Origin of the sequence: Pseudomonas crudilactis, from assembly GCF_013433315.1 — a bacterium.
In the GTDB taxonomy this organism is placed as follows: domain Bacteria; phylum Pseudomonadota; class Gammaproteobacteria; order Pseudomonadales; family Pseudomonadaceae; genus Aquipseudomonas; species Aquipseudomonas crudilactis.
Map to the genome: position 1 here is coordinate 461,836 of NZ_WXVV01000001.1, position 25,051 is coordinate 486,886.

Below are 25,051 nucleotides of genomic sequence, written 5' to 3' on the forward strand. Positions count from 1 at the left end.
GAGCCGAGCTCAAGTTTTGACAGCAACATAGATCGGCCCCCTCTCCCTCCGGGAGAGGGCTGGGGTGAGGGTAGCTTCTGACCGGTTACATATCTTCCTCAATATCCAGCAGCAGATTCTCCAGCGCTTCTTTATAAGCCCCCGGCTCCTGCCACATCCCCCGCTGCTGCGCCTCAAGCATGCGCTCGGTCATATCCCGCAGCGCGTGCGGATTATGCTCACGAACAAAATCCCGCGTCGCCGGATCGAGCAAATAAGCATCGGCCAGCAAAGCGTACTGGTGGTCATCGATCAACTGCGTGGTGGCGTCAAACGCAAACAGGTTATCCACCGTCGCCGCCATTTCGAACGCGCCTTTATAGCCATGGCGCTTGACCCCGTCGATCCATTTCGGATTGGCTGCTCGCGAGCGAATCACCCGATTCAGTTCTTCTTTAAGGGTACGAATCTTCGGCAGATCCGGTTGGCTGTGATCGCCGTGATAACTGGCCGCCGCTTCGCCACGCAGGGTTTCCACAGCAGCAAGCATGCCGCCCTGGAATTGGTAGTAGTCGTTGGAATCGAGCAAGTCGTGCTCGCGATTGTCCTGATTCTGCAGCACCGCTTGCACTTGGCTCAGGCGCTGGACGAATTGTTCACGGGCGGCCGTGCCTTCGTCGGAACCGCCATAGGCGTAAGCGCCCCAGTTCAGGTAAACCTCGGCCAGATCCTCGCGGCTCTGCCACAAGCGACCGTCGATGGCGCCTTGCACGCCCGCGCCGTAGGCACCGGGTTTGGCGCCGAAGATCCGCCAACCGGCCTGACGCCGCGCCGTTTCTTCATCAAGACCCGATTGCAGCAGCGACTCGCGCTCGGCGCGCACTTTTGCCGCCAGCGGATTGAGATCGTCCGGCTCGTCCAGCGCGGCCACTGCTTGCACGGCTGCGTCGAACAGGCGAATCAGGTTGGCGAAGGCATCGCGGAAAAATCCGGAAACCCGCAACGTGACGTCGACACGCGGACGGTCGAGCAGGCTCAGCGGCAAAATCTCGAAATCATCGACACGCTGACTGCCAGTCGCCCACACCGGACGCACGCCCATCAGCGCCATGGCCTGGGCGATGTCGTCGCCACCGGTGCGCATGGTAGCGGTGCCCCACACGGATAATCCGAGCTGGCGCAGGTGATCACCGTGGTCCTGGAGGTGACGTTCGAGAATCAATGTCGCTGACTGGAAACCGATGCGCCACGCGGTGGTGGTCGGCAAGTTGCGCACGTCGACCGAGTAGAAGTTGCGGCCGGTCGGCAGCACGTCGAGGCGGCCACGGCTGGGTGCGCCGCTGGGGCCGGCGGGAACGAAGCGGCCGCAGAGGGCGTCGAGCAGGCCGCGCATTTCGGCGGGGCCGCAGGCATCCAGGCGTGGGGCGACGACTTCGCGCAGCGACTGGATAATCGCATTCACATCAGCCCCCCCCGATCCCTGTGGGAGCGAGCTTGCTCGCGAAAGCTGTGTGTCAGTGAATGAAGTGCTGGCTGACACGACGCCTTCGCGAGCAAGCTCGCTCCCACATGGATCGTGCAGGGCTTGGGAAATCAGCTGTGTGGCAAACAGTTCGAGGCGTTCGCGGGTGTCGCCGGCTGTGCGCCAGGACTCGTCGCTTTGCGATTGCAGGTGCTCGGGACGCGGACCTGTCCATGGTTCGGCCAACGTGCAATCGAGCGGATCGAATCCGAGTTCGAACGCCTTCGCCAGTGCGCGCAGCAGACTCGACTGTGCGCCCTTCCCGTCTCCGCGTGGAATCCGCAACAACGCCAACAGCGTATCAATGCGCAAACGCCCCGTCGGTGACTCGCCAAAAATGTGCAAGCCATCGCGAATCTGCGATTCCTTCAGATCACACAAATAAGTGTCGAGACGCGGCAGCCAGATTGCCGCGTCGGCATCGCTGTCCAGCCCGGCATCGAGCTGCAATTCACGATCGATCTGCGTATCCCGCACCAGTTGCAGGATGTCGCGCTGCAACTCACGGGCGCGGCGCGGATCGAGCAGTTGCGCTTCGTAATACTCGTCGGCCAACAGTTCCAGATTACGCAGCGGGCCGTAGGTTTCGGCGCGGGTCAGCGGCGGCATCAAGTGGTCGATGATCACCGCTTGTGTACGCCGCTTGGCTTGAGCGCCCTCGCCCGGGTCATTGACGATAAACGGATAGATATTCGGCAGCGGTCCGAGCAGCGCGTCCGGCCAGCAATTCTCCGAAAGCCCGACGCCTTTGCCCGGTAGCCATTCAAGGTTGCCGTGCTTGCCGACGTGGATCACGCCGTGCGCACCGTAGGTGTTGCGCAACCAGAAATAGAACGCCAGATAAGCGTGCGGCGGTACCAGATCCGGGTCGTGATAGACCGCACTCGGGTCAACCTGATAACCACGCGCCGGTTGAATGCCGACGAAGGTCAGGCCGAAGCGAATGCCGGCGATCATCATGCGCCCGTCGCGGCACATCGGATCGTCTTGCGGCGGCCCCCAGCGTTCGAAAACGGCGGTGCGATTGGCCTCGGGCAGCGCGTTGAACATCGTCAGGTAAGCGTCCATCGCCAGACTTTGCTGGCACGGGCGCAAGTCAATCGTGTCGAGATCGTTGCTGACGCCACCGAGCAATTGCTGGATCAACTCGGTGCCGCTGTTCGGCAGTTCTGGCGTTATCGGATAACCCTCAGCCTGCAAAGCGCGCAGGATATTCAGCGCCGCTGCCGGCGTGTCGAGACCGACGCCGTTGCCGATGCGTCCGTCGCGGGTCGGGTAGTTGGCGAGAATCAGCGCGATGCGTTTTTCGCCATTTGGCACCCGCGCCAGATTGATCCAGCGCCGCGCCAGTTCCGCGACAAAATCCATGCGCTCGGGTTGCGCGCGATAGCAGACCACATCGGACTGACTGCGCTCGCTGCGCCAGGCCAGATCCTTGAAGCTGATCGGTCGGCTGATGATGCGTCCGTCGAGTTCCGGCAAGGCAATATGCATCGCCAGATCGCGCGGGCCAAGGCCCTGCTGGCTGTCGCGCCAGCCGGGCTCGTTGTCCTGCGCACAGATCGCCTGAATCACCGGAATGTTGCGGCGAAACGGCCGCAGGTGCGGGGCCTCAGGGCTGGACTGGGCGAACCCGGTGGTGTTGAGAATCACCCCAGCCTCCACTTCGTCCAGCCAATCCTCGACCACCGTCAGGCAGCCGGGCTCTTTCAGACTGGCCACGGCGATCGGCAGCGGATTCAGCCCCGCCGCCTGCAAGCGCAGGCAGAACACATCGATGAACGCGGTGTTCGCCGCTTGCAGGTGCGAGCGGTAAAACAGCACCGCCGCCACCGGGTTTTCCGGCAGCCATTCGGCTTGCCAGTCGCCCAATGCGGCGGTGGTTTTGTTCGGGTGGTAAATCGCCGTGCGCGGCAGGGTTTGCGGCTCTTCCCAGGCGTAATCGCGGGCGAGCCAACGATCAGCCAGGCAGCGGAAAAAATCCAGCGCATTACCCAGGCCGCCCTGGCGCAAGAATTGCCAGAGGCGGTCGCGATCTTCGGCATTGACGGTGCTCAAGTCGCTGAGCTCCGGATCGGGACGGTCATCGCCCGGCACCAGAATCACCTGCACACCGCGCTCGGCCAACTCGACCAAGCGCTCGACACCATAGCGCCAATAGGCGATGCCACCGTGCAGCGAAATCAGGATCACCTTGGCGTGGCGCAGCACTTCATCGACGTACAGATCGACCGAGGCGTGATTCTGCACCTGCATCGGATTGGCCAGACGCAGGCTTGGATAATCCTCAGGCAACTGCTGCGCGGCTTCGGCGAGCAGCGCCAGGCTGGAGTCGCCGCTGCACAGGATCACCAGCTCGGCGGGGGTTTGTCCAAGGTCGGCAATGTTGTCATCCGAGACGAAACCGCCGGGCTGGGTCCTGAGCAGGTGCATGATTTAAACGCTGAGCGCGGCGCGCAGTTGCGCTTCGAGTTGCGCGGCGTCGAGTTGCTGGCCGATCAATACCAGACGGGTAACGCGCGCTTCTTCGGCGCCCCACTGACGGTCGAAGTGCTTGTCAAAACGCGTGCCCACGCCCTGGATCAACAGGCGCATCGGCTTGTTCGGAATCGCCGCGAAACCTTTGACACGCAGGATGCCGTGCTTGACCACCAGTTGCGTCAGGGCATCGAGCAGCAGGCTTTCGTCGGCTTGCGGCAGTTCGATGGAGATCGAATCGAAGGCGTCGTGATCGTGGTCATCGTGGTCGTCATCGCCTTCACCGTGGTGATGATCATGGTGGCTGTGGCGACTGTCGATGTGTTCTTCGGAACCGGCGCCGAGGCCGATCAGCACGTCCAGCGGCAGACGGCCGTTGCTGGCTTCGATGATTTTTACCGCTGGCGGCAATTCTTCGGCGACTTCTGCGCGAACGCGAGCGAGGTCTTCCGGGCTGGTCTGATCGGCCTTGTTGAGGATGACCAGGTCGGCGCTGGCCAGTTGGTCGGCGAACAACTCGTGCAGCGGCGACTCGTGATCGAGGTTCGGGTCGAGTTTGCGCTGCGCATCGACCTGATCCGGGAACGCGGCAAAGGTGCCAGCGGCCACGGCCGGGCTGTCGACCACGGTGATCACCGCGTCAACGGTGCAGGCGCTGCGGATTTCCGGCCACTGGAAGGCTTGCACCAGCGGTTTTGGCAGGGCCAGGCCCGAGGTTTCGATGAGGATGTGGTCGAGATCGCCACGACGGGCGACCAGTTCGCGCATCACCGGGAAAAATTCTTCCTGAACGGTGCAGCACAGGCAGCCGTTGGCCAATTCGTAAACGCGACCGGTGGCTTCTTCTTCGGTGCAACCGATGGTGCATTGCTTGAGGATTTCACCGTCGATGCCCAACTCGCCGAACTCGTTGACGATCACCGCGATGCGACGGCCCTGAGCGTTGTCGAGCATGTGCCGCAGCAATGTAGTTTTGCCCGAGCCGAGGAAGCCGGTGACGATGGTGACGGGGAGTTTGGCCAGTGTTTTCATCGGTATGCCCTTTGGCAAGCGGCGGGCATACGGGACGAGAACCGGCAACGCGCGTGCGCGCCGGAAGCGTTCGCCACCGGATCACCCCGCCCGGTTGTAGTGAGAATCTGTGTCGAGGCAGGTCTCCTGGCTGACGGTGTTCAGGCGTGGGGCCTGGCGTTTGCTGCGCCTTCCCGCTGGCTCATCGATTGAGCTGGCAGTGGCGTGGCAGCGAACATCACCGTTCACAGTTGCGGGGGCAGCCGCGGCATTAACCGCGTTCCCTTCTTAGCTTCGGCGTGGGCCGAAGAACCTCGAAAGCGCAAGGCTACGCATGGCTTGCTTATGGGTCAATGTTTGGATTGGGGGCATATCCGTTGCTGCGGGTGTTGCTGCTGGCGGTTTCGCTCTTACAGCGAGTCACCTTTTCCAAACGCCGAAAAGGTAACCCAAAAGGCTTTGCCCCGGCGTACGGCACTTCGCTGAGGCTCAGTGTTCCCTCGCTGCGGTGTCCATCCGGGGGCATCGCCTACGGTTTGCTTCGCTGCACTTCCTCTCGATGTGTGCGGCTGCGCCGCACGGCGCTGCGCGCCTAACCCCCGGATGAACACCTTCGCTCGGCCTGCCGAAGGGGCAAAAAAGCCAGATCAAAAGCCGGATCAAAAGCCCCTCACCCTAGCCCTCTCCCGGAGGGAGAGGGGACTGATCGAGTTGTTTGGGCGAGGTACGCCGACGTGCGATACCGCGTTGAACGCGCATTCTGAAAAGCCCAAAAATCGGCTCCCTCTCCCTCGGGAGAGGGCTGGGGTGAGGGGCAGCAACAACGCAAATCAAAAGCCGAACACCCGCGCTCTTCACCACTCAATAGGCCGAGTGTCAGCTCGCCTGCTCTTGATCTTGATCCACGGGCGACGTCGGAAGGCTTCGTTCCGGGATTGATCCGGGAGTGGGAGCGCAACCAAACACAGCGAGAGGAGGTGCAGCGAAGCAAACCGTAGGCGCTGCGCCCGGATCGATCCCGCAGCGAAGGAACCCCGAGCTTTAGCGAGCGGGCCGAACGTCAGGGCGGAACCCTAACAAGCCGTTACCGCAGCAACGGATCCACCCACAAAATTGACTAAAATCCCCGCCTCATGCTCTCCTACACAACTTGTTACGGGTGCCCTTCACAGGGTGAAACGGGAAACCGGTGAATCATGTGCTTTACTCAAGCCCATGTCAGTCCGGTGCTGCCCCCGCAACGGTAAGCGAGCGAAGCGTCAAAACCACTGTGCCAACAAGGCATGGGAAGGTGACGCTTGCAGGTCGGCCTGACGCCAACCCCTCGTGAGCCCGGAGACCGGCCCGCAACACACAGCCCGCACCTTGTGCGTCGCTGAACATAACAAACCCGCGGTGGGCGGGCGCTGTTCGAACCTCTGCGAGCCCGACCCGCAGGGGTTTTCATGCGCTCGATTCACCCACTGACATTCCAGAGGGAAGCGCCATGTCGATCATCAGCAGCACCGGCAGCAACACGGACAAAATTTCCAGCACCACCACCCTTAGCCAACGCCTGACCGCCGCGATCTTCGCGTCGATCCTCGGCGCCAGCCTGGTCTACTTCGCCGGTTTCTCGCACATCGAAGCGGTGCACAACGCCGCCCACGATACCCGCCACAGCGCCGCGTTCCCGTGCCACTGAGACCTGCCGACATGATCAAGCGTATTGCGCAAACCGCAGGTTTCACCGGTCTGCTGGCCGCCCTGCTCCTCACTCTGCTGCAAAGCTTCTGGGTCTCGCCGCTGATTCTGCAGGCGGAAACCTTCGAGAAAACCGAACCGGTGGCTGAAGTACACGAACACGCCGCCGGCACCGCTGCGCACACCCACGATGCTGAAGCCTGGGAACCGGAAGACGGTTGGCAGCGCGTGGTCTCGACCACGGGCGGCAATCTGGTGGTAGCCGTCGGTTTCGCCCTGATGCTCGCGGGCCTGTACACCCTGCGCGCCCCGACCAAAACCTCGCAAGGCCTGCTCTGGGGACTGGCCGGTTACGCCACATTCGTACTGGCACCGACGATGGGCCTGCCACCTGAATTGCCCGGCACCGCTGCGGCCGATCTGGCTTCGCGGCAGACGTGGTGGATCGGCACGGCCGCTTCGACCGCTGCCGGCCTGGCTCTCATCGTGTTCAGCCGTCACTGGCTGATGAAGATCCTCGGTGTGGCCATTCTCGCCGTGCCGCACGTGATCGGCGCACCGCAGCCGGAAGTGCATTCGATGCTCGCACCCGAGGCATTGGAAGCGCAGTTCAAAATCGCTTCGCAGCTGACCAACGTCGCGTTCTGGCTGGCCCTGGGCCTGATCAGCGCCTGGTTGTTCCGCCGCAAAAACGCTGGCCAATACCACGCATGACCAATGACAGCGCAGCGCCGACCTTCGTGGTCGGCCTGGGCTGCCAGCGCGGCTGCCCGGCCAGCACGCTGCGCGCCTTGCTTGATCAGGCATTACAGGCACATCGCATTGAACTGGAAGCGGTCAAGGCGCTGGCCAGCATCGACTTGAAACGGGATGAACCCGGCCTACAGGAGCTGGCTGCCCAGTTAGCCTTGCCACTGCTGTATTTCAGCAGTGAAGAACTCGCCAGTTACCAGCAACGACTCAGTCACCATTCGCAAATCGCCTACGAACGAACCGGCTGCTACGGCGTTGCCGAGAGTGCTGCGCTGGCCCTCGCCGAACAGTTGATTCAGGCTCCGGCAAAACTGCTGATTTCCCGGCAAAAATACGCTCAGGCAACACTGGCATTGGCCGGCGCGGCGTAAAGTCCCGATAATCCCCGCCATTGATCATGAGCGTTGCTCATCTGCAACGCGGTCGTGCCCTCTTTTACTCAGGATTCAACGATGACTGTCTACTTCATCGGCGCCGGCCCCGGCGACCCGGAATTGATCACTGTCAAAGGCCAGCGGCTGATCCGCAGCTGCCCGGTGATTATCTACGCAGGTTCGCTGGTGCCAGCGGCGGTGCTCGACGGCCATCAGGCCGAGACGGTGGTCAACAGCGCTGAATTGCATCTGGAGCAGATCATCGAACTTATCAAGACCGCGCATGCCAAGGGTCAGGATGTGGCGCGGGTGCACTCCGGCGATCCGAGTCTGTATGGCGCGATCGGTGAGCAGATCCGTTATCTGCGTGAGCTGAATATTCCATTCGAGATCATTCCCGGCGTGACTGCCACCGCAGCCTGTGCGGCATTGCTTGGGGCGGAGTTGACTCTGCCGGACGTGTCGCAAAGCGTGATTCTGACTCGCTACGCCGACAAGACAGCCATGCCGGCAGGCGAAGAGCTCGGCAATCTGGCGCAGCATGGCGCGACCATGGCGATTCATTTGGGGGTCAACCATCTGGAGAAGATTCTGGCGGAACTGCTGCCGCATTACGGCGCGGATTGCCCGATTGCGGTGATTCACCGGGCGACGTGGCCGGATCAGGATTGGGTGGTGGGGACGCTGGCGGATATCGCCGGAAAGGTTGCGGCGAAAGGGTTTCGGCGTACGGCGTTGATTCTGGTGGGCCGGGTGCTGGGCAGTGAGGTGTTTAGCGAATCATCGTTGTATCGCGCCGGGCATGCTCATCTCTATCGCCCATGAAGGCCCCTTCGCGAGCAGGCTCGCTCCCACATTTGATCGCATTCCAAATGTGGGAGCGAGCTTGCTCGCGAAGGCGTCATTAAATTTCACCCATAAAAAAACGGCGCTCACGGGGCGCCGTTTTTCATGTCCGCAGCGAACACCTTAGTAGTAGGCGTTTTCTTTCTGCGTGTGGTCGGTCACGTCGCGAACACCCTTCAGCTCCGGAATACGCTCGAGCAAGGTGCGCTCGATGCCTTCCTTCAAGGTCACGTCCGCCTGGCCGCAGCCCTGGCAACCGCCACCGAACTGCAATACGGCGATGCCGTCCTCAACCACATCGATCAGGCTGACCTGACCGCCGTGGCTGGCCAGCCCCGGGTTGATTTCGGTTTGCAGGTAGTAGTTGATGCGCTCGTTGACCGGGCTGTCGGCGTTGACCATCGGTACTTTGGCATTTGGCGCCTTGATGGTCAGCTGGCCGCCCATGCGGTCAGTGGCGTAATCGACAACGGCGTCATCGAGAAACGCTTCGCTGAAGTGATCGATATAAGCGGTGAAGCTTTTCAGCCCCAGCGCGGTGTCTTCAGGTTTTTCTTCGCCCGGCTTGCAGTAGGCAATACAGGTTTCGGCGTACTGGGTGCCAGGCTGGGTGATGAAGACGCGGATGCCGATGCCCGGGGTGTTCTGCTTGGAGAGCAGATCAGCCAGGTAATCGTGGGCGGCGTCGGTAATGGTAATAGCGGTCATGGAAACTCCTCGCAGGCTTGGGCGCAGTTTACGCCAATCGTTGCGCCGGACAAAGTCCTAGTATTTTTGTCGGGAAAGATTCTTGTCCGGCTTCTCGTCAATCTGCGCCTTGAGCCAATGGTAACTGCGTTTTTCCACCCATTCGTAGCTCAACCACGAGCCAACGCCAATCGCCAGCGCACACACCACAAACATCAAATACGGGTTGATCGCGTAGCGCTGCGCAATAAATCCACCCGCTGACAGCACCAGAACGTGCATCAGATACACCGAATACGAGCAATCACCCAGCAGTTTGAGCACATGGCTGCGCTCGACATAACGCTCAAGTGAGATACACGCCATGACCAGCACTGCGCTCGGCACGCCCCAGTTCAGCAGCCTTGGCGCCGGCGCCAGGTGATAGATCATCAGCAGCGCTGCGCCGATCGCCAGCAGCGGCAGCCACAGGCCGGTGCCGATCCAGCCCCGGCGATAAAGCATGCCGATGCCAATCCCCAGTAGAAACTCGTAGACGATGTCCGAACGGTAAAACTCGCTGATCCAGCCAAACCCGGTCCACGCCTGACTCACTGCAAACAGCAACGCCGCGACTACCAGCAGGCGCACCTGCAGACGGAACAGCAACGCCCAGGCAAATAGCACGTAGAAAAGCATTTCGTAATTCAGTGTCCAGCCGACATTCAACGTCGGATAGATACCGTAGCCGCCGGGGTTCTCAGTCGGAATGAACACCAGCGACAACAGCAGGTGCGCCCAATCCACGGTTTGATCCGGCAACAACGGCTGGGCGAACACCACCAGCAGCGCCATCAGCAGCGTGTACAGCCAGTACGCCGGGACAATGCGAAACAGCCGGTACAGCAGAAATCGCGCTGGCGGCAGCGGTTTGCTCTCGGTAGACAGGAAAATCACCAGACCGCTGATGACAAAGAAAATATCGACGCCCACCGCGCCTTTGTCGATAAACAGTTGGCCGATCGGCCCGCGCGCTTTGAAGTCGAAGAAAATCTGCATGAAGTGGTGGCACACCACCGTCCACGCGGCCAGCGCACGCAGGGCTTGCACTGAAATCAACATCTGCCGCTCCCGTCCACAATTCCTGAAACCACCGCAGATCCCTTGTAGGAGTGAGCCTGCTCGCGATGGCGGCGGCACATTCAACATCTCCAGTGCCTGATTTTCCGCTATCGCGAGCAGGCTCACTCCTACAGGGGTTTTGCGGTGTTGCTTGAAACTGTGACAGTCGGCCAATCTCAAACGATCAAAGATTCTCGTAGCGGTTCATATCCAGCACGCCCTCTTCCACCGGATCGGTTTCGTGCAGGTATTGGCTCAGATCGTGGAAATAGAACCAGAATTGCGGGTGACTGCGCCGAATACCCCAGCGTTCGACGATTTTCTCGAAACGATTGCCGTCCTTGGCGTTTTCCATTGCATCAACAAACTCGGGGACTTGATCGGCCGGAATGTTGAAAATGAAGTTCGGATAACTGCTGAGCACGCCCGGAAAAATGGTAATTGTGTCCAGCCCAGGCTGATAGCGCAGCGACTCTCCGAGCAGAAACGCCACGTTGCTGTGCGCGCGGTTGCGCAACAGACTGTAGACCTCGCGTTTGCCGTTGGCAGTTTCGATGCGCAGCATCGTCGCTTCCGGCAACAGGTCGATCACCTTCAAACCGGCTGCCGGACGCGAGGTCAGGCGGCTCAGCGCCTGCTCGGCATTTTGCAGGGCCGGGTCAATATTCGGCCGCGAGCAGTAAGCCCCATCGCAGCGGTTGATTGGATCCGGGTGCGCATTGAGATCACCGTAACGCGCCAGCAACTGCATGGCGAAGTCGTATTTCGGGTCCTTCTCATCAAGTTTCAGTGCCGTCGGCTTGTCGTCGTCGATCGCTTCGTAATCCAGCCACATCTTGAACTGGCCGCTGCGCTGGTACCAATCGTCGAGGTAATCCTCGCGGGAATCGGCCGGCATCAAGCGCAGGAAGTTTTGCTCGGCGCCGTTGCGGATCAGGTCGAAATACAGACGGGTTTGCGCCTGATGCGAGACGTTGCCGAACACGTCGAAGTTGACGGCCAACTGGTAATAGGTGCGTTCGAGCAGCGGATAGTCAAACAGCCACATTGTCTGCGGTACCTCGCCGATCAGGCCTTTGGTCACCGAAGCGCTGTCGAAGTGGCGGAAAATGCTCAGCAAGGCGTTGTCATTGCCGGCCCACAGGGTCGACCAGCTCGGCGCGGGCAGATCGGCGTAGCTGTCGCGGCGCAAGGCCTCGTACTCGTTTCGCTTGTTGCGGTAGTTGTGCCACAGGCTGAGGACGCTGCCGACATCGTCGTTCTGCCCCGGCATGGCCAACAACGGCGTGGCCTGGCCGCGATAGTTCGGGTCGGTGATATAGAGGTCGTGTTCCGGTGCCTGGAACAGTGCCCAGAAGTTGTCGCGGATCACGTCCGTGGCGATCTGCCCCCGGCACACCGGCCCACGAATAAAGGTGCGGACAAAGTATTCGGCGTTATCAAGCATGAACTGATAACGCGCCTGCGCCGGAATCGCCTCGAACGTGGCAAACGGATTGGCGCGGCTCTGCGGGCCGTAACCGGGCAGCGCATTGACCTGCCAGTTGCCGCTGTAGAACAGGCTTTTGACCCGCGCCATCTTCGCCGCGCTCAGCGGGTAGGTGATGTGGGTTTTATGCACGATCACGCCCTGCACCGGCCACAAGCGGTAATACACCTGGGTGCCCGGATCGTCATTCGGACGACGGGTGGCGATCAGGTCGATCGGCTGACCAGTCGGTGTGCGCGAACGCACCCACTGGAAGTAATGCCCCGGCTCGCCATCCTTGAAATAGAGGTGCGCGAGGTACAAGTGCTCGTACAGCCAGCGTCCGACCAGACTCTGCCGGGCGCCGGGAGTATTGAGCAGGTTTTCCCACTGGACGATTTGCAGTGCCTCTTTGGCGCTCGGTGCCAGGCCTTGCTCATCAATCGGCGCACCAGAGGCCAGCCAGCGCTGCAGCGTCTGATATTGCTGATCGGTCAGCCCGGTGACCGCCAGCGGCATGCCTTCTTTCGGATGAGCGCCGGCGTAGCCTTCGAACTCGGCGGGCAGCGCGCACATGTTCTCGCGATTCAGGCCCAGCACGATGTCTTGCGGGAGTTTGGCGTTCGGTGTCAGCGGCGTCTTGTGCCCGAGTTCGAGCATGCGCGCCATCAGCGCCGCCTGACTGCCCTGCGCATCGAGCACTGAATAGAAGTCTTTCTGCTGCCAGGCACGTTTGCCAAAGGCGTCGTAGAACAGCCGAGTAGTCGGTGCCGCTTGTGTGCGCTCGCCATCGTAGACCGGCATTTTGCTCGCACCACGGGCGGCGCCTTCGCCACTGCCCAGATTGAGCTGACACGCCGAGTCGTAACACGCATGGCAGGCCACGCACTTCTCGGTGAAGATCGGTTGAATATCACGGCTGTACGAGATCGTGGGCTCTTGCGCCACGGCGCCCCAGCTGAGAAACAGCAACACAAAACCAATGACGCGGTAAGACATGCTGCTGATCCCGATTGTAAAAAAACGCCGTGAGTCTACAGTATGACGCTCGTACCAACATGAGCGATATTCATGCAAAAGCCCCGCATGCTCCAAAAGCGCACAGGTTTGCTATGATCCCGCTCCTTCGTAATGGTCTTTCCGAGTAGTCCAAATGTCCGATCGCAGCGTCCGCCTTCAAGCTCTCAAGCAAGCTCTCAAAGAGCGCATCCTGATACTCGACGGCGGTATGGGCACGATGATCCAGAGCTACAAGCTCGAAGAGCAGGATTATCGCGGCAAACGCTTCGCGGACTGGCCGAGTGACGTCAAGGGCAACAACGACCTGTTGGTGCTCACCCGTCCCGATGTGATCGGCGGCATCGAAAAAGCCTACCTGGATGCCGGCGCCGACATCCTCGAAACCAACACCTTCAACGCCACGCGCATTTCCATGGCCGACTACGGCATGGAAGAACTGGCCTACGAGTTAAACGTAGAAGGCGCGCGTCTGGCGCGCAAGGTCGCCGACGCCAAGACCGCCGAGAACCCGGACAAGCCGCGTTTCGTCGCCGGCGTGCTCGGCCCGACCAGCCGCACCTGCTCGCTGTCGCCGGACGTCAACAACCCCGGCTATCGCAACGTCACCTTTGATGAGCTGGTGGAAAACTACACCGAAGCCACCAAAGGTCTGATCGAGGGCGGCGCCGACCTGATCCTGATCGAAACCATTTTCGACACCCTCAATGCCAAAGCGGCGATTTTCGCTGTGCAAGGCGTGTTCGAAGAGCTGCACCTCGAACTGCCGATCATGATTTCCGGGACCATCACCGATGCCTCCGGCCGGACCCTGTCGGGCCAGACCACCGAAGCGTTCTGGAACTCGGTGGCACACGCCAAGCCAATCTCGGTCGGCCTCAACTGCGCGCTCGGCGCCAGCGAATTGCGTCCGTACCTGGAAGAGCTGTCGAACAAGGCCAGCACCCACGTTTCCGCGCACCCGAACGCCGGCCTGCCGAACGAATTCGGCGAGTACGACGAACTGCCGTCGGAAACCGCCAAAGTCATCGAAGAGTTCGCCCAGAGCGGCTTCCTCAACATCGTCGGCGGTTGCTGCGGCACCACGCCGGGGCACATCGAAGCCATCGCCAAAGCTGTTGCCGGTTACGCGCCGCGTCAGATTCCGGACATTCCCAAGGCTTGCCGCCTCTCGGGTCTGGAGCCGTTCACCATCGATCGCAGTTCGCTGTTCGTTAACGTCGGCGAGCGCACCAACATCACCGGTTCGGCGAAGTTCGCCCGCCTGATCCGTGAAGACAACTACACCGAAGCGCTGGAAGTCGCCCTGCAACAGGTCGAGGCCGGCGCGCAGGTGATCGACATCAACATGGACGAAGGCATGCTCGATTCGAAGAAGGCCATGGTGACCTTCCTCAATCTGATCGCCGGTGAACCGGACATCTCGCGCGTACCGATCATGATCGACTCCTCCAAGTGGGAAGTGATCGAAGCCGGCCTCAAGTGCATTCAGGGCAAGGGCATCGTCAACTCGATCAGCATGAAAGAGGGCGTCGAGCAGTTCATCCATCACGCCAAACTGTGCAAGCGTTACGGCGCGGCAGTGGTGGTGATGGCGTTCGACGAAGCCGGCCAGGCCGACACCGAAGCGCGCAAGAAAGAGATCTGCAAACGCTCCTACGACATTCTGGTCAACGAAGTCGGCTTCCCGCCGGAAGACATCATCTTCGACCCGAACATCTTCGCCGTCGCCACCGGCATCGAAGAACACAACAACTACGCTGTGGACTTCATCAACGCCTGTGCCTACATCCGCGACGAGCTGCCGTACGCGCTGACGTCGGGCGGCGTGTCCAACGTGTCGTTCTCGTTCCGGGGCAACAATCCGGTGCGTGAGGCGATCCACTCGGTGTTCCTGCTGTACGCGATCCGCGCGGGCCTGACCATGGGCATCGTCAACGCCGGTCAGCTGGAGATTTACGACCAGATCCCGCAAGAGCTGCGCGATGCTGTTGAAGATGTGATCCTCAACCGCACGCCGGAAGGCACCGACGCCCTCCTCGCCATCGCCGACAAGTACAAGGGCGACGGCAGCGTCAAGGAAGCCGAGACCGAAGAGTGGCGCAACTGGGACGTCAACAAGCGTCTGGAACATGCGCTGGTCAAGGGCATCACCACGCACATCGTTGAAGACACCGAAGAATCGCGTCAGTCGTTCGCCCGCCCGATCGAAGTGATCGAAGGCCCGCTGATGTCGGGCATGAACATCGTTGGCGACCTGTTCGGTGCCGGCAAAATGTTCCTCCCGCAAGTGGTGAAATCCGCCCGGGTGATGAAGCAGGCCGTGGCGCACCTGATCCCTTTCATCGAACTGGAAAAGGGCGACAAGCCGGAAGCCAAGGGCAAGATCCTCATGGCAACCGTGAAAGGCGACGTGCATGACATCGGCAAGAACATTGTCGGCGTGGTGCTCGGTTGCAACGGCTATGACATCGTCGACCTCGGCGTGATGGTGCCGGCAGAGAAGATCCTGCAGGTGGCCAAAGAGCAGAAGTGCGACATCATCGGTCTCTCTGGTCTGATCACGCCGTCGCTGGATGAAATGGTCCATGTGGCCCGCGAGATGCAGCGTCAGGACTTCCATCTGCCGCTGATGATCGGTGGCGCGACCACCTCCAAAGCGCACACCGCGGTGAAGATCGAACCGAAGTACAGCAACGATGCCGTGGTTTACGTGACCGACGCCTCCCGCGCCGTGGGCGTGGCCACACAGTTGCTGTCGAAAGAATTGAAGGCCGGTTTTGTTGAGAGAACCCGTGCCGAATACGTTGAAGTGCGCGAACGTACCGCCAACCGCAGCGCCCGCACCGAGCGCCTGAGCTACGCCGCAGCCATCGCCAAGAAGCCACAGTTCGACTGGGCGACTTATGAGCCGGTCAAACCGACGTTTACCGGCAGCAAGGTGCTGGACAACATCGATCTCAAGGTGCTGGCCGAATACATCGACTGGACGCCGTTCTTCATCTCTTGGGATCTGGCTGGCAAATTCCCGCGCATCCTCGAAGACGAAGTGGTCGGTGAAGCCGCCACCGCGCTGTACAAGGACGCGCAAGAGATGCTCGCCAAACTGATCGACGAGAAGCTGATCAGCGCCCGCGCGGTGTTCGGCTTCTGGCCGGCCAATCAGGTGCATGACGACGACATCGAGCTGTACGGCGATGACGGCCAGCCATTGGCCAAACTGCATCACTTGCGCCAGCAGATCATCAAGACCGACGGCAAACCAAACTTCTCGCTGGCCGACTTCGTGGCACCGAAGGACAGCGAAGTGACCGACTACGTCGGTGGTTTCATCACCACCGCCGGTATTGGCGCCGAAGAAGTGGCCAAGGCTTATCAGGACGCGGGCGACGACTACAACTCGATCATGGTCAAAGCCTTGGCCGACCGTCTGGCCGAAGCTTGCGCCGAATGGCTGCACCAGCAGGTGCGTAAAGAGCACTGGGGCTATGCCAAGGACGAAACCCTCGACAACGACGCGCTGATCAAAGAGCAATACAGCGGCATCCGCCCTGCCCCGGGTTACCCGGCGTGCCCGGATCACACCGAGAAGGCTGCGTTGTTTGCCTTGCTCGATCCGGAAGCTGAAGAGATGCGCGCCGGTCGCAGCGGTGTGTTCCTCACCGAGCACTACGCGATGTTCCCGGCGGCAGCGGTCAGCGGCTGGTACTTCGCCCATCCGCAGGCGCAGTACTTTGCCGTGGGCAAGGTCGACAAGGATCAGGTCGCCAGCTACACCTCGCGAAAAGGCCAGGAACTGAGCGTGACCGAGCGCTGGCTGGCGCCGAACCTAGGCTACGATAACTAATCAAGACTTACGCAAAACCCTGTGGGAGCGAGCTTGCTCGCGAAGGCGTCATGTCATTCAACATTAATGCTGAATGATCGACCGCATTCGCGAGCAAGCTCGCTCCCACATTTGCTTTTGCGGTGTTCTGCAGAGGGTTGGCTATGCTTGTCTGACACACACGGCAGACGAGGGATTTATGGACGATCCAGTCGACAACAAACCGCCGACCTTCTGGCAGATGCTGCACAGCGTGATGGCGGCGGCGTTCGGGGTGCAGAGCGGCAAGAACCGGGCAAGGGACTTTACCCATGGCAAGCCCAGCCATTTCGTGATGCTGGGGATTCTGTTCACCGCGGTGTTTGCGTTGACGCTGTTTGCCATCGTCAAACTGGTGCTGCACTTCGCCGGGGTCTGACGCGCTCAGCGCATCAGGGTTTGCAGAGTAAAAGGGTAGCGATACGACTGCGGTTGTCCCTTGGCTGAGAGCTTGCGGAAATTTACTCCGTAGTTCGGCGACTCACCCATGGCCAGCATTTGTCGGGCGTGACGTTTGTCGATCAGTTGCAGCAACGGAATCTGCCGATCACGGCCGCCGTAACTATTCAAATCGACGCCCTGCTCCACGTCATGCAACTCGACCAACGCCCAGCCGCCAAGGGTGAAGTGTCCGCCGACCAACGCGCTCAGGCGCCCGTCAACCAGTGCCTGCAAAGCCGCCGGGGAGGTGTTGACCGCACTGAACAAGGCATCTTTGCCGGGGACTTTGCCGATCTCGGCGTACGCGCGCATCGCCCCGAAGGCCATTTCATCATTGGCCGACCACACCAGCGACACCTTCGGGTAACGGGCGAACAGCTGTTTGGCCTGTTCATAGGCGCGCTCTTGGGTCCAGCCGCTGTAGACCAATTGCCGCAGGCGAATCTGTGGATGTTCGGCCAGCGCCCGCTGCATGCCGCGCTCGCGTAATTGCGCCGAGGGCGTGACCTTCAGCCCGGAGAACGCCAACACTTCAATCGGCTCAGTGCCTGGCGTCGACGGGTGCAGGCGAATCAGCTCCTTCATCATCAAGTAACCGCCCTCCTCGTCGTTCGGCACCAGGCTGCCAATGCGGTCGTCACGCTCGCCGACCATGGCCTGCTGGTCAGCTGTCAGTGCGGCATTGACCATAAACAGCTTCACGCCGCTGTTCTCGGCCAGGCGCAGGATTTGCGGGGCGACATATTGTTCGTTGACGAACACCAGGTACTCAGGCCGATTCGCCCCCTGCAACGCGACGCGCGCTTGAGCGAGGGTCAGTTCGGGCTGACGTTGTGAGTAGAGAATCTGCAGATCGATCCCCAGATCATGGGCGGCCGCTTGCATGAATTGCGAATAGCTGACCCAGAAGGCTTCTTGCGTCGAACCCGGATTCAAAAACAGCACAGACTCTGCCCGCGCGCCGGTCTGGAACAGCGCGCCGAACAACAGAAGACTGATATGGAAAAACTTGAACATGAAGCATCCGGGCCCAACGAAAAATGGCCGCGCATTATAGCCCTCGTTTCATCGGCTATTGATGCCTGATCCCGCTTTTTGTCCGACAATCTGTCGCAAGCGGGGCCCGGATGGGTCGTTTACTGATGGCTGACCCAGAATACCGCTGTCCCTACTACGAGAATGATCAGGAACAGAATGGCCCACGCATCGACACTGCTGTCGCTTTTTCTTGCCTTGGTCGGATTGCTCATTGCATCGCCTCTTGTCGGTTTTATCGGTGATTGCAGAAAGACTCGACCACAGTTAAGACGATGATTGTCCGCACGACAAATGTGGGTTAGTTGACAGCCATTCTCGTTAGGCGATTTGGTTCTTTACATATACTCAAACATCACTTTTGCGCATAACTGCAAACGGGTATATTGCCCCGGCTCCGTTAGGGAGTGCGCGGCCGTGCGCGCAGAATTGCAGAGGCACAATCGGACTCCAGCAAGCGAAAACGCAGTGCTACTCCGAATGGCCCAAGCCTGAGAACAGGACTTATATGTACGTATACGACGAGTACGATCAGCGGATCATCGAGGACCGCGTCAAGCAGTTCCGTGATCAGACCCGACGCTATCTGGCAGGTGAGCTGAGCGAAGAAGAATTCCGCCCCCTGCGCCTGCAAAATGGCCTGTACATCCAGCGCTTCGCGCCGATGTTGCGTGTGGCGGTGCCTTACGGCCAGCTGACTTCGCGTCAGACGCGCATGATGGCCAAGATTGCCCGCGACTACGACAAGGGCTACGCCCACATCAGTACGCGGCAGAACGTGCAGTTCAACTGGCCGGCGGTGGAAGACATCCCGGACATTCTGGCTGAACTGGCCACCGTGCAGATGCACGCGATCCAGACCAGCGGCAACTGCCTGCGCAACGTCACCACCGACCAGTTTGCCGGCGTCGCTGCCGACGAAGTGATCGACCCGCGCCCATGGTGCGAAATCGTCCGTCAGTGGACTACATTCCACCCGGAATTCGCCTACCTGCCGCGTAAGTTCAAGATCGCCGTCAACGGTTCCACCGCTGACCGAGCCGCCATTGAAGTCCATGACATCGGCCTTGAGCCGGTGCACAACGCCGCTGGCGAACTGGGTTTCCGTGTACTGGTTGGCGGTGGCCTAGGTCGTACGCCGGTGGTTGGTGCGTTCATCAACGAGTTCCTGCCGTGGCAGGACCTGTTGAGCTACCTCGACGCCATCCTGCGGGTGTACAACCGCTACGGCCGTCGCGACAACAAATACAAGGCGCGGATCAAGATCCTCGTCAAAGCCCTCACGCCGGAAGTGTTCGCACAGAAAGTCGATGCGGAAATGGAGCACCTGCGCGGTGGCCAGACCACATTGACCGACGCCGAACTGCAGCGTGTGGCCAAGCACTTCGTCGACCCGGACTACAAGGCGCTGGACAACCAGACCGCGCAACTGGCCGAGCTGGACAAAGAGCATCCGGGTTTCGCCCGCTGGCGTACCCGCAACACCTTGGCGCACAAGAAGCCGGGCTATGTCGCCGTGACCCTGTCGCTGAAACCGACCGGCGTTGCCCCGGGCGATATCACTGACAAACAGCTTGATGCCGTCGCCGATCTGGCCGACCGCTACAGCTTCGGTCAACTGCGCACCTCGCACGAACAGAACATCATTCTGGCCGACGTCGAGCAAAGCCAGCTGTTCACCCTCTGGGGCGAACTGCGTGAAGGCGGTTTCGCCACACCGAACATCGGCCTGCTGACCGACATCATCTGCTGCCCTGGCGGTGATTTCTGCTCGCTGGCCAACGCCAAGTCGATCCCGATTGCCGAATCGATCCAGCGTCGTTTCGACGACCTCGATTACTTGTTCGACATCGGCGAGCTGGACCTGAACATCTCCGGTTGCATGAACGCCTGCGGTCACCACCACGTCGGCCACATCGGCATCCTCGGCGTCGACAAGAAAGGCGAAGAGTTCTATCAGGTTTCCCTCGGCGGCAGTGCCAGCCGTGATGCGAGCCTGGGCAAGATCCTCGGCCCGTCCTTCGCTCAGGAAGCCATGCCTGACGTGATCTCGAAGCTGATCGACGTGTACGTTGAACAACGTACCGAAGACGAGCGCTTCATCGACACCTACCAGCGTATTGGCATCGACCTCTTCAAGGAACGCGTCTATGCAGCGAATCATTAAGAACAACGAGGTCGTCGACGAAACCTGGCACTTGCTGCCCAAGGATTTCAACATTGACGAGATCAGCAACTGCGACGACTTGATCGTGCCGTTGCAACTGTGGCGCGAACACAGCCGCATGCTCAAGGCCCGCGACGGTGGTCTGGGTGTCTGGCTGGACGCTGACGAAGAAGCCGAGGAAATCGGTGAAGACGTCGCCGAGTTTCAGGTGATTGCCTTGAACTTCCCGGCGTTCACCGACGGCCGCAATTACTCCAACGCCCGCCTGCTGCGCGACCGTTACGGTTTCAAAGGTGAGTTGCGGGCGATTGGCGACGTGCTGCGCGATCAGCTGTTCTACATGCATCGCTGCGGTTTTGATGCCTTCGCCATTCGCGCCGACAAAGACCCGTACGAAGCGCTTGAAGGCCTCAAGGACTTCTCGGTGACCTATCAGGCTGCCACTGACGAACCGCTGCCGCTGTTCCGTCGCCGCTAAGTCTTCAGGTTTAGCGCGGACAAAAAAACGCCGGTCATGTGACCGGCGTTTTTTTATGCCTGCCCGATTTACCAGAAGCGCTGCTGGGTCAGGCGACTCCACCAGCTCAGCAGTACGCGGTCTACCGAACCGCTGGCAGCCATGCCGATGCGCTCCTGCAAGCTTTTGCGCTCGGCGTAATGCAGGTGATAGACCTCGGCCTTTTTCGCCCGGTCTGCCAGGTATTCATCACTGGTCTTGAGTTCATCGACCAGTTGCTTATCCAGCGCCGCGACGCCGAGCCAGACTTCGCCGGTGGCGACATCGTCAATCGCCAGTTGCGGGCGGTAGCGGGCGACGAAGTTCTTGAACAGTTGATGGGTGATGTCCAAGTCCTCCTGGAACTTCTCGCGGCCCTTCTCGGTGTTTTCGCCAAACACGGTCAGGGTGCGTTTGTACTCGCCGGCGGTGAGGACTTCAAAGTCGATGTCATGCTTCTTCAGCAAGCGGTTGACGTTGGGCAGCTGTGCAACCACGCCGATCGAGCCAAGAATCGCAAACGGCGCGCTGATGATCTTCTCGCCGATGCACGCCATCATGTAGCCGCCGCTGGCCGCGACCTTGTCGATGCACACGGTCAACGGCACACCGGCCTCGCGAATACGCGCCAGTTGCGACGACGCCAGGCCGTAGCTGTGGACCATGCCGCCACCGCTTTCCAGCCGCAGGACCACTTCGTCTTTTGGCGTGGCGAGAGTCAGTAGCGCAGTGATTTCGTGGCGCAGGCTTTCGGTGGCGGAAGCCTTGATGTCGCCGTCGAAATCGAGGACGAATACGCGGGACTTGGCTTCGGGTTGTTTCTTCTGCTTCTTCGCGCTTTTCTCGGACTTGGCCTCGCCCTTGCGCAAAGCCTTGAGCTGATCCTTGTCGAGCAAGGTCTGCTCCAGGCGCTCACGCAGGCCCTTGTAGAAATCATTGAGTTTGCTGACCTGCAACTGACCGGCGGATTTGCGTCGGCCCTTGCTGCGCAATGCAGCAAAACTGGCAAGCACCACCAGAATGGCGATCACCAGGGTGACGGTCTTGGCCAGGAAACTGGCGTATTCGGTGAAAAACTCCACAGAGACTCCTTAGAACAGTGCGTGGATGTGAAACACACGCGGGATGGCTCCAGCATACCCATGCGCCGGCTCATCGGCCAGCCGTGAAACCTCTGGCAACACCCCTGTAACGGGCATTTCAAACAAGCGTATGTTTTTTCATTGACAGCTCCCCGTCATCCTCATAACCTCGCCAAACCTTCAACGTACCGGGATGACGCGGACGTGGGCAGCATCTACTTGATTCGACATGGCCAGGCCTCCTTTGGTGCAGACGACTATGACGTCCTGTCGCCAACCGGTGTGCGCCAGGCAGAAATTCTCGGTCAGCACCTCGCTGAACTGGGCATCAGCTTCGATCGCTGCCTCGCCGGAGACCTGCGCCGTCAGCAACACACGGCCACCAGCGCGCTGGAGCAATTCACTGCCAAAGGTCTGTCGGTGCCGATCCTGGAAACCGATTCTGCCTTCAACGAATTCGATGCCGACGCGGTGATCCGCGCCCTGCTCCCGGACATGCTGGCGGACGAGCCGGAAGCCCTCGAAATCCTGCGCAATGCCGCGCAGAACCGTGGCGAGTTCCAACGTATTTTTGCCCTGATCATCGAACGCTGGTTGGCCGGCACTTACGACACGCCGGGGCTGGAAAGCTGGCTGGGTTTCGTCGAACGCGTCCAGGCCGGGCTGCACCGAATTCTTGATCTGGCCGATAAAAACCAGAAAATCGCCGTGTTCACCTCCGGCGGCACCATCACCGCCCTGCTCCACCTCATTACGCAAATGCCTGCGAAACAGGCCTTTGAATTGAACTGGCAAATCGTCAACACCTCGCTCAACCAGCTGAAGTTCCGCGGTCGCGAGGTGGCTTTGGCCTCCTTCAACAGTCATGCACATCTGCAGCTGTTGAAGGTTCCGGAACTCATCACTTTCCGTTGAGTCCGGTTAACTGTGAACCTTGCTGTAATCAACCTCATAAGGATCGAACCATGACCTCCGTAGCCGATGCCGTAAAAGCAATGCAAGCCAAGTTCAACCCAGCCGCTGCTGCCGGTCTGGATCTGGTCTTCGGTTTCAACATCACTGACGAAGACAAGCAGTATTCGCTGATCGTCAAAGACGGCACTTGCGATATCCAGGAAGGTGAAAACCCGGACGCCAACTGCACGCTGGTGCTGGACAGCGAAACCCTGAAGGGTATCGTCAGCGGCGAAACCGACGGCATGCAGGCTTTCATGGGCGGCAAGCTGCGCGTTGAAGGCGACATGATGCTGTCGATGAAACTGTCCGAGCTGTTCCCGTCGTAATAGCGACGTTCAGTGACACGAAGATCCCGCCTCCATGGCGGGATTTTTACATTCGAGCGCTGAGGATTACTGCTCGCACTCAATACCTGTGAGAGCGAGCTTGCTCGCGAAGGCGTCAACTCAGTCGACATCACCGCTGCCTGTCACATCGCATTCGCGAGCAAGCTCGCACACATTTGATATGTGGTCAGTCAGTGAACGAGGCGGTGAGCAACTCACGGGTATACGGATGCTGCGCCGCATGAAACAGCGCATTTGTCTCGCCTCGCTCCACCACTTCACCGTCCTTCATCACAATCAAGTCATGGGCCAACGCGCGCACCACCGCCAGATCGTGGCTGATGAACAGATAGGTCAAGCCGTGTTCCGCCTGCAAACGCCGCAATAACGCGACAATCTGTTTTTGCACCGTGCGATCCAGTGCCGACGTCGGTTCATCCAGCAGGATCAAGTCGGGCTTGAGCACCAGCGCCCGGGCAATGGCGATGCGTTGCCGCTGACCACCGGAAAACTCGTGGGGATAGCGATGACGGGTGGCCGGGTCGAGACCCACTTCACGCAGCACATCAATCACCGCCCTCTCGCGCTCGCCTGCGTTCAAATCGCTGTGCACCTGTAAACCTTCAGCGATGATCTGCTCCACGCATAAACGTGGACTGAGGCTGCCGAACGGATCCTGAAACACCACTTGCAGGCGTTTGCGCAGCGGCCGGAGCTGTTTCCCGCTCAAGCACTCCAGCGCCTCGCCCTGAAAACGAATACTTCCCTGAGCATCCAGCAAACGCAGAATCGCCTGACCCAACGTCGATTTTCCGGAACCGGATTCGCCGACGATACCCAAGGTCTTGCCGCGCTGAAGATTCAAATCAATGCTATTGACCGCGTGCAAGTACGACTTCGCGCGCAGCCATCCGCCGCCCAAACGGAAGCGCACATTGAGATCGCGCACCTGCAGCAAATCTTCCGCAGGCTCCCGGCACAACGCTTCGCCACCCGGTTCGGCATTGAGCAACTCGACGCTATAAGGATGCTGCGGCGCGCGGAACAACTGTTCGCAGGCCGCCTGCTCAACAATCAATCCGCCACGCATGACCGCCACCTGCTGAGCGATATTGCGCACCAGATTAAGATCATGACTGATGATCAACAGGGCCATGCCCAGCCGTTCTTGCAGCTCTTTGAGCAGCAACAGAATCTTGCGTTGCACGGTCACGTCCAGCGCGGTGGTCGGCTCGTCGGCGATCAACAACTGCGGCTCGCAAGCCAGCGCCATGGCAATCATCACCCGTTGCCGCTGGCCGCCCGACAGCTGATGCGGATAGGCCTTGAGCCGCTCGCGCGGGCGTTGAATGCCCACCAGCTCGAGCAATTGCAGAATCCGTTGGCGCGCCGCCGCCCCGGCCAATCCCTTGTGCAGCGCCAGGCTTTCGGCCAGTTGTCGCTCAATCGTGTGCAGAGGGTTCAGTGAACTCATCGGCTCCTGAAAAATCATCGCGATGCGGTTGCCACGCAATTGCCGCAAGTAGCGCTCATGCACGCCAAGCAACTCCTCGCCGGCATAGCGGATGCTGCCGTCGATCCGGGTGATGGCCGGGTCAAGCAATTGCAGAATGCTTTGCGCCGTCACCGATTTGCCAGAGCCAGATTCCCCGACCAGCGCCACGCACTCGCCGGGTCGGATATCGAGGTCGATGCCGTGCACCACGGTCTGGCCATTGAAGGCGACGCGCAAGTCACGTATTTCAATCAGATGTTCCGGCATA

At 60.1% G+C, this 25,051-nt stretch carries 18 protein-coding genes and 2 riboswitches; of the genes, 10 read left to right on the forward strand and 8 right to left on the reverse strand.

Features of this window, described 5'->3' with window-relative positions:
- Positions 1-85: 85 nt before the first annotated feature.
- Complete coding sequence (gene cobN, locus GTU76_RS01950) at positions 86-3,934, reverse strand: cobaltochelatase subunit CobN (protein ID WP_180697940.1); 3,849 nt, start codon at positions 3,932-3,934, stop codon at positions 86-88.
- 3 nt (positions 3,935-3,937) lie between these two features.
- Complete coding sequence (gene cobW / locus GTU76_RS01955; protein ID WP_150709133.1) at positions 3,938-5,011, reverse strand: cobalamin biosynthesis protein CobW; 1,074 nt, start codon at positions 5,009-5,011, stop codon at positions 3,938-3,940.
- A gap of 99 nt (positions 5,012-5,110) precedes the next feature.
- Positions 5,111-5,322: riboswitch (cobalamin riboswitch) on the reverse strand.
- 808 nt (positions 5,323-6,130) lie between these two features.
- Positions 6,131-6,352, forward strand: a riboswitch (cobalamin riboswitch).
- Positions 6,353-6,476: 124 nt separating this feature from the next.
- Between cobW and GTU76_RS01960 the strand changes: the two genes are divergently transcribed.
- From GTU76_RS01960 to cobM, 4 genes are all read left to right on the forward strand, one after another.
- The gene (locus tag GTU76_RS01960; RefSeq protein ID WP_016983301.1) at positions 6,477-6,674 is read left to right on the forward strand and encodes a CbtB domain-containing protein; all 198 of its coding nucleotides are present in this window, start codon (positions 6,477-6,479) and stop codon (positions 6,672-6,674) included.
- Between the two features lie 11 nt (positions 6,675-6,685).
- Positions 6,686-7,387 (forward strand): CbtA family protein, encoded by a 702-nt coding sequence (locus GTU76_RS01965; protein WP_180697941.1) that lies wholly within the window; start codon positions 6,686-6,688, stop codon positions 7,385-7,387.
- Entirely contained in the window at positions 7,384-7,797 is a 414-nt protein-coding gene (locus GTU76_RS01970; protein ID WP_016983299.1) for a cobalamin biosynthesis protein, read from the forward strand. The genes GTU76_RS01965 and GTU76_RS01970 overlap by 4 nt, the downstream gene beginning before the upstream one ends.
- Positions 7,798-7,878: 81 nt before the next feature.
- Positions 7,879-8,625: a precorrin-4 C(11)-methyltransferase gene (cobM, locus tag GTU76_RS01975; RefSeq protein ID WP_180697942.1), complete on the forward strand. Its 747-nt coding sequence runs from the start codon at positions 7,879-7,881 to the stop codon at positions 8,623-8,625.
- A 144-nt stretch (positions 8,626-8,769) separates the two neighbouring features.
- On the opposite strand, the gene nfuA is transcribed toward cobM, so the two are convergent.
- The 3 genes from nfuA to GTU76_RS01990 all read right to left on the reverse strand — a co-directional run bounded on the left by nfuA (position 8,770) and on the right by GTU76_RS01990 (position 12,901).
- Positions 8,770-9,354 (reverse strand): Fe-S biogenesis protein NfuA, encoded by a 585-nt coding sequence (gene nfuA / locus GTU76_RS01980; protein ID WP_007912592.1) that lies wholly within the window; start codon positions 9,352-9,354, stop codon positions 8,770-8,772.
- A 57-nt stretch (positions 9,355-9,411) separates the two neighbouring features.
- Positions 9,412-10,434 (reverse strand): acyltransferase family protein, encoded by a 1,023-nt coding sequence (locus GTU76_RS01985; protein WP_180697943.1) that lies wholly within the window; start codon positions 10,432-10,434, stop codon positions 9,412-9,414.
- Positions 10,435-10,618: 184 nt separating this feature from the next.
- Positions 10,619-12,901 carry a fatty acid cis/trans isomerase gene (locus GTU76_RS01990; protein ID WP_180697944.1) on the reverse strand — a complete coding sequence of 761 codons (2,283 nt, stop codon included), beginning with the start codon at positions 12,899-12,901 and terminating at the stop codon, positions 10,619-10,621.
- 154 nt (positions 12,902-13,055) lie between these two features.
- Between GTU76_RS01990 and metH the strand changes: the two genes are divergently transcribed.
- Positions 13,056-16,766, forward strand: a complete 3,711-nt coding sequence (gene metH / locus GTU76_RS01995; RefSeq protein ID WP_180697945.1) for a methionine synthase — start codon at positions 13,056-13,058, stop codon at positions 16,764-16,766.
- Positions 16,767-16,944: 178 nt separating this feature from the next.
- Entirely contained in the window at positions 16,945-17,163 is a 219-nt protein-coding gene (locus GTU76_RS02000) for a DUF2970 domain-containing protein (protein ID WP_016983294.1), read from the forward strand.
- 5 nt (positions 17,164-17,168) lie between these two features.
- On the opposite strand, the gene GTU76_RS02005 is transcribed toward GTU76_RS02000, so the two are convergent.
- Positions 17,169-18,242, reverse strand: a complete 1,074-nt coding sequence (locus tag GTU76_RS02005) for an ABC transporter substrate-binding protein (RefSeq protein ID WP_180697946.1) — start codon at positions 18,240-18,242, stop codon at positions 17,169-17,171.
- Positions 18,243-18,768: 526 nt separating this feature from the next.
- On the opposite strand from GTU76_RS02005, the gene GTU76_RS02010 reads away from it, so the two are divergent.
- Both GTU76_RS02010 and GTU76_RS02015 read left to right on the forward strand, forming a co-directional pair.
- On the forward strand, positions 18,769-20,427 hold the full coding sequence (locus tag GTU76_RS02010; RefSeq protein ID WP_007912574.1) for a nitrite/sulfite reductase: 1,659 nt from the start codon (positions 18,769-18,771) through the stop codon (positions 20,425-20,427).
- On the forward strand, positions 20,411-20,905 hold the full coding sequence (locus GTU76_RS02015) for a DUF934 domain-containing protein (protein ID WP_038368934.1): 495 nt from the start codon (positions 20,411-20,413) through the stop codon (positions 20,903-20,905). Before GTU76_RS02010 ends, GTU76_RS02015 begins: the two co-directional genes overlap by 17 nt.
- A gap of 68 nt (positions 20,906-20,973) precedes the next feature.
- Here the strand turns inward: GTU76_RS02015 and sohB are convergent, their stop codons facing one another.
- The gene (sohB, locus tag GTU76_RS02020) at positions 20,974-22,005 is read right to left on the reverse strand and encodes a protease SohB (protein ID WP_077573155.1); all 1,032 of its coding nucleotides are present in this window, start codon (positions 22,003-22,005) and stop codon (positions 20,974-20,976) included.
- 204 nt (positions 22,006-22,209) lie between these two features.
- Between sohB and GTU76_RS02025 the strand changes: the two genes are divergently transcribed.
- Complete coding sequence (locus tag GTU76_RS02025; protein ID WP_175554488.1) at positions 22,210-22,920, forward strand: histidine phosphatase family protein; 711 nt, start codon at positions 22,210-22,212, stop codon at positions 22,918-22,920.
- A gap of 50 nt (positions 22,921-22,970) precedes the next feature.
- Entirely contained in the window at positions 22,971-23,288 is a 318-nt protein-coding gene (locus GTU76_RS02030; protein ID WP_007912567.1) for an SCP2 sterol-binding domain-containing protein, read from the forward strand.
- A gap of 187 nt (positions 23,289-23,475) precedes the next feature.
- Here GTU76_RS02030 and GTU76_RS02035 read toward each other — a convergent pair whose 3' ends face one another.
- The gene (locus tag GTU76_RS02035; RefSeq protein WP_180697947.1) at positions 23,476-25,050 is read right to left on the reverse strand and encodes an ABC transporter ATP-binding protein; all 1,575 of its coding nucleotides are present in this window, start codon (positions 25,048-25,050) and stop codon (positions 23,476-23,478) included.
- Position 25,051: the final 1 nt, after the last annotated feature.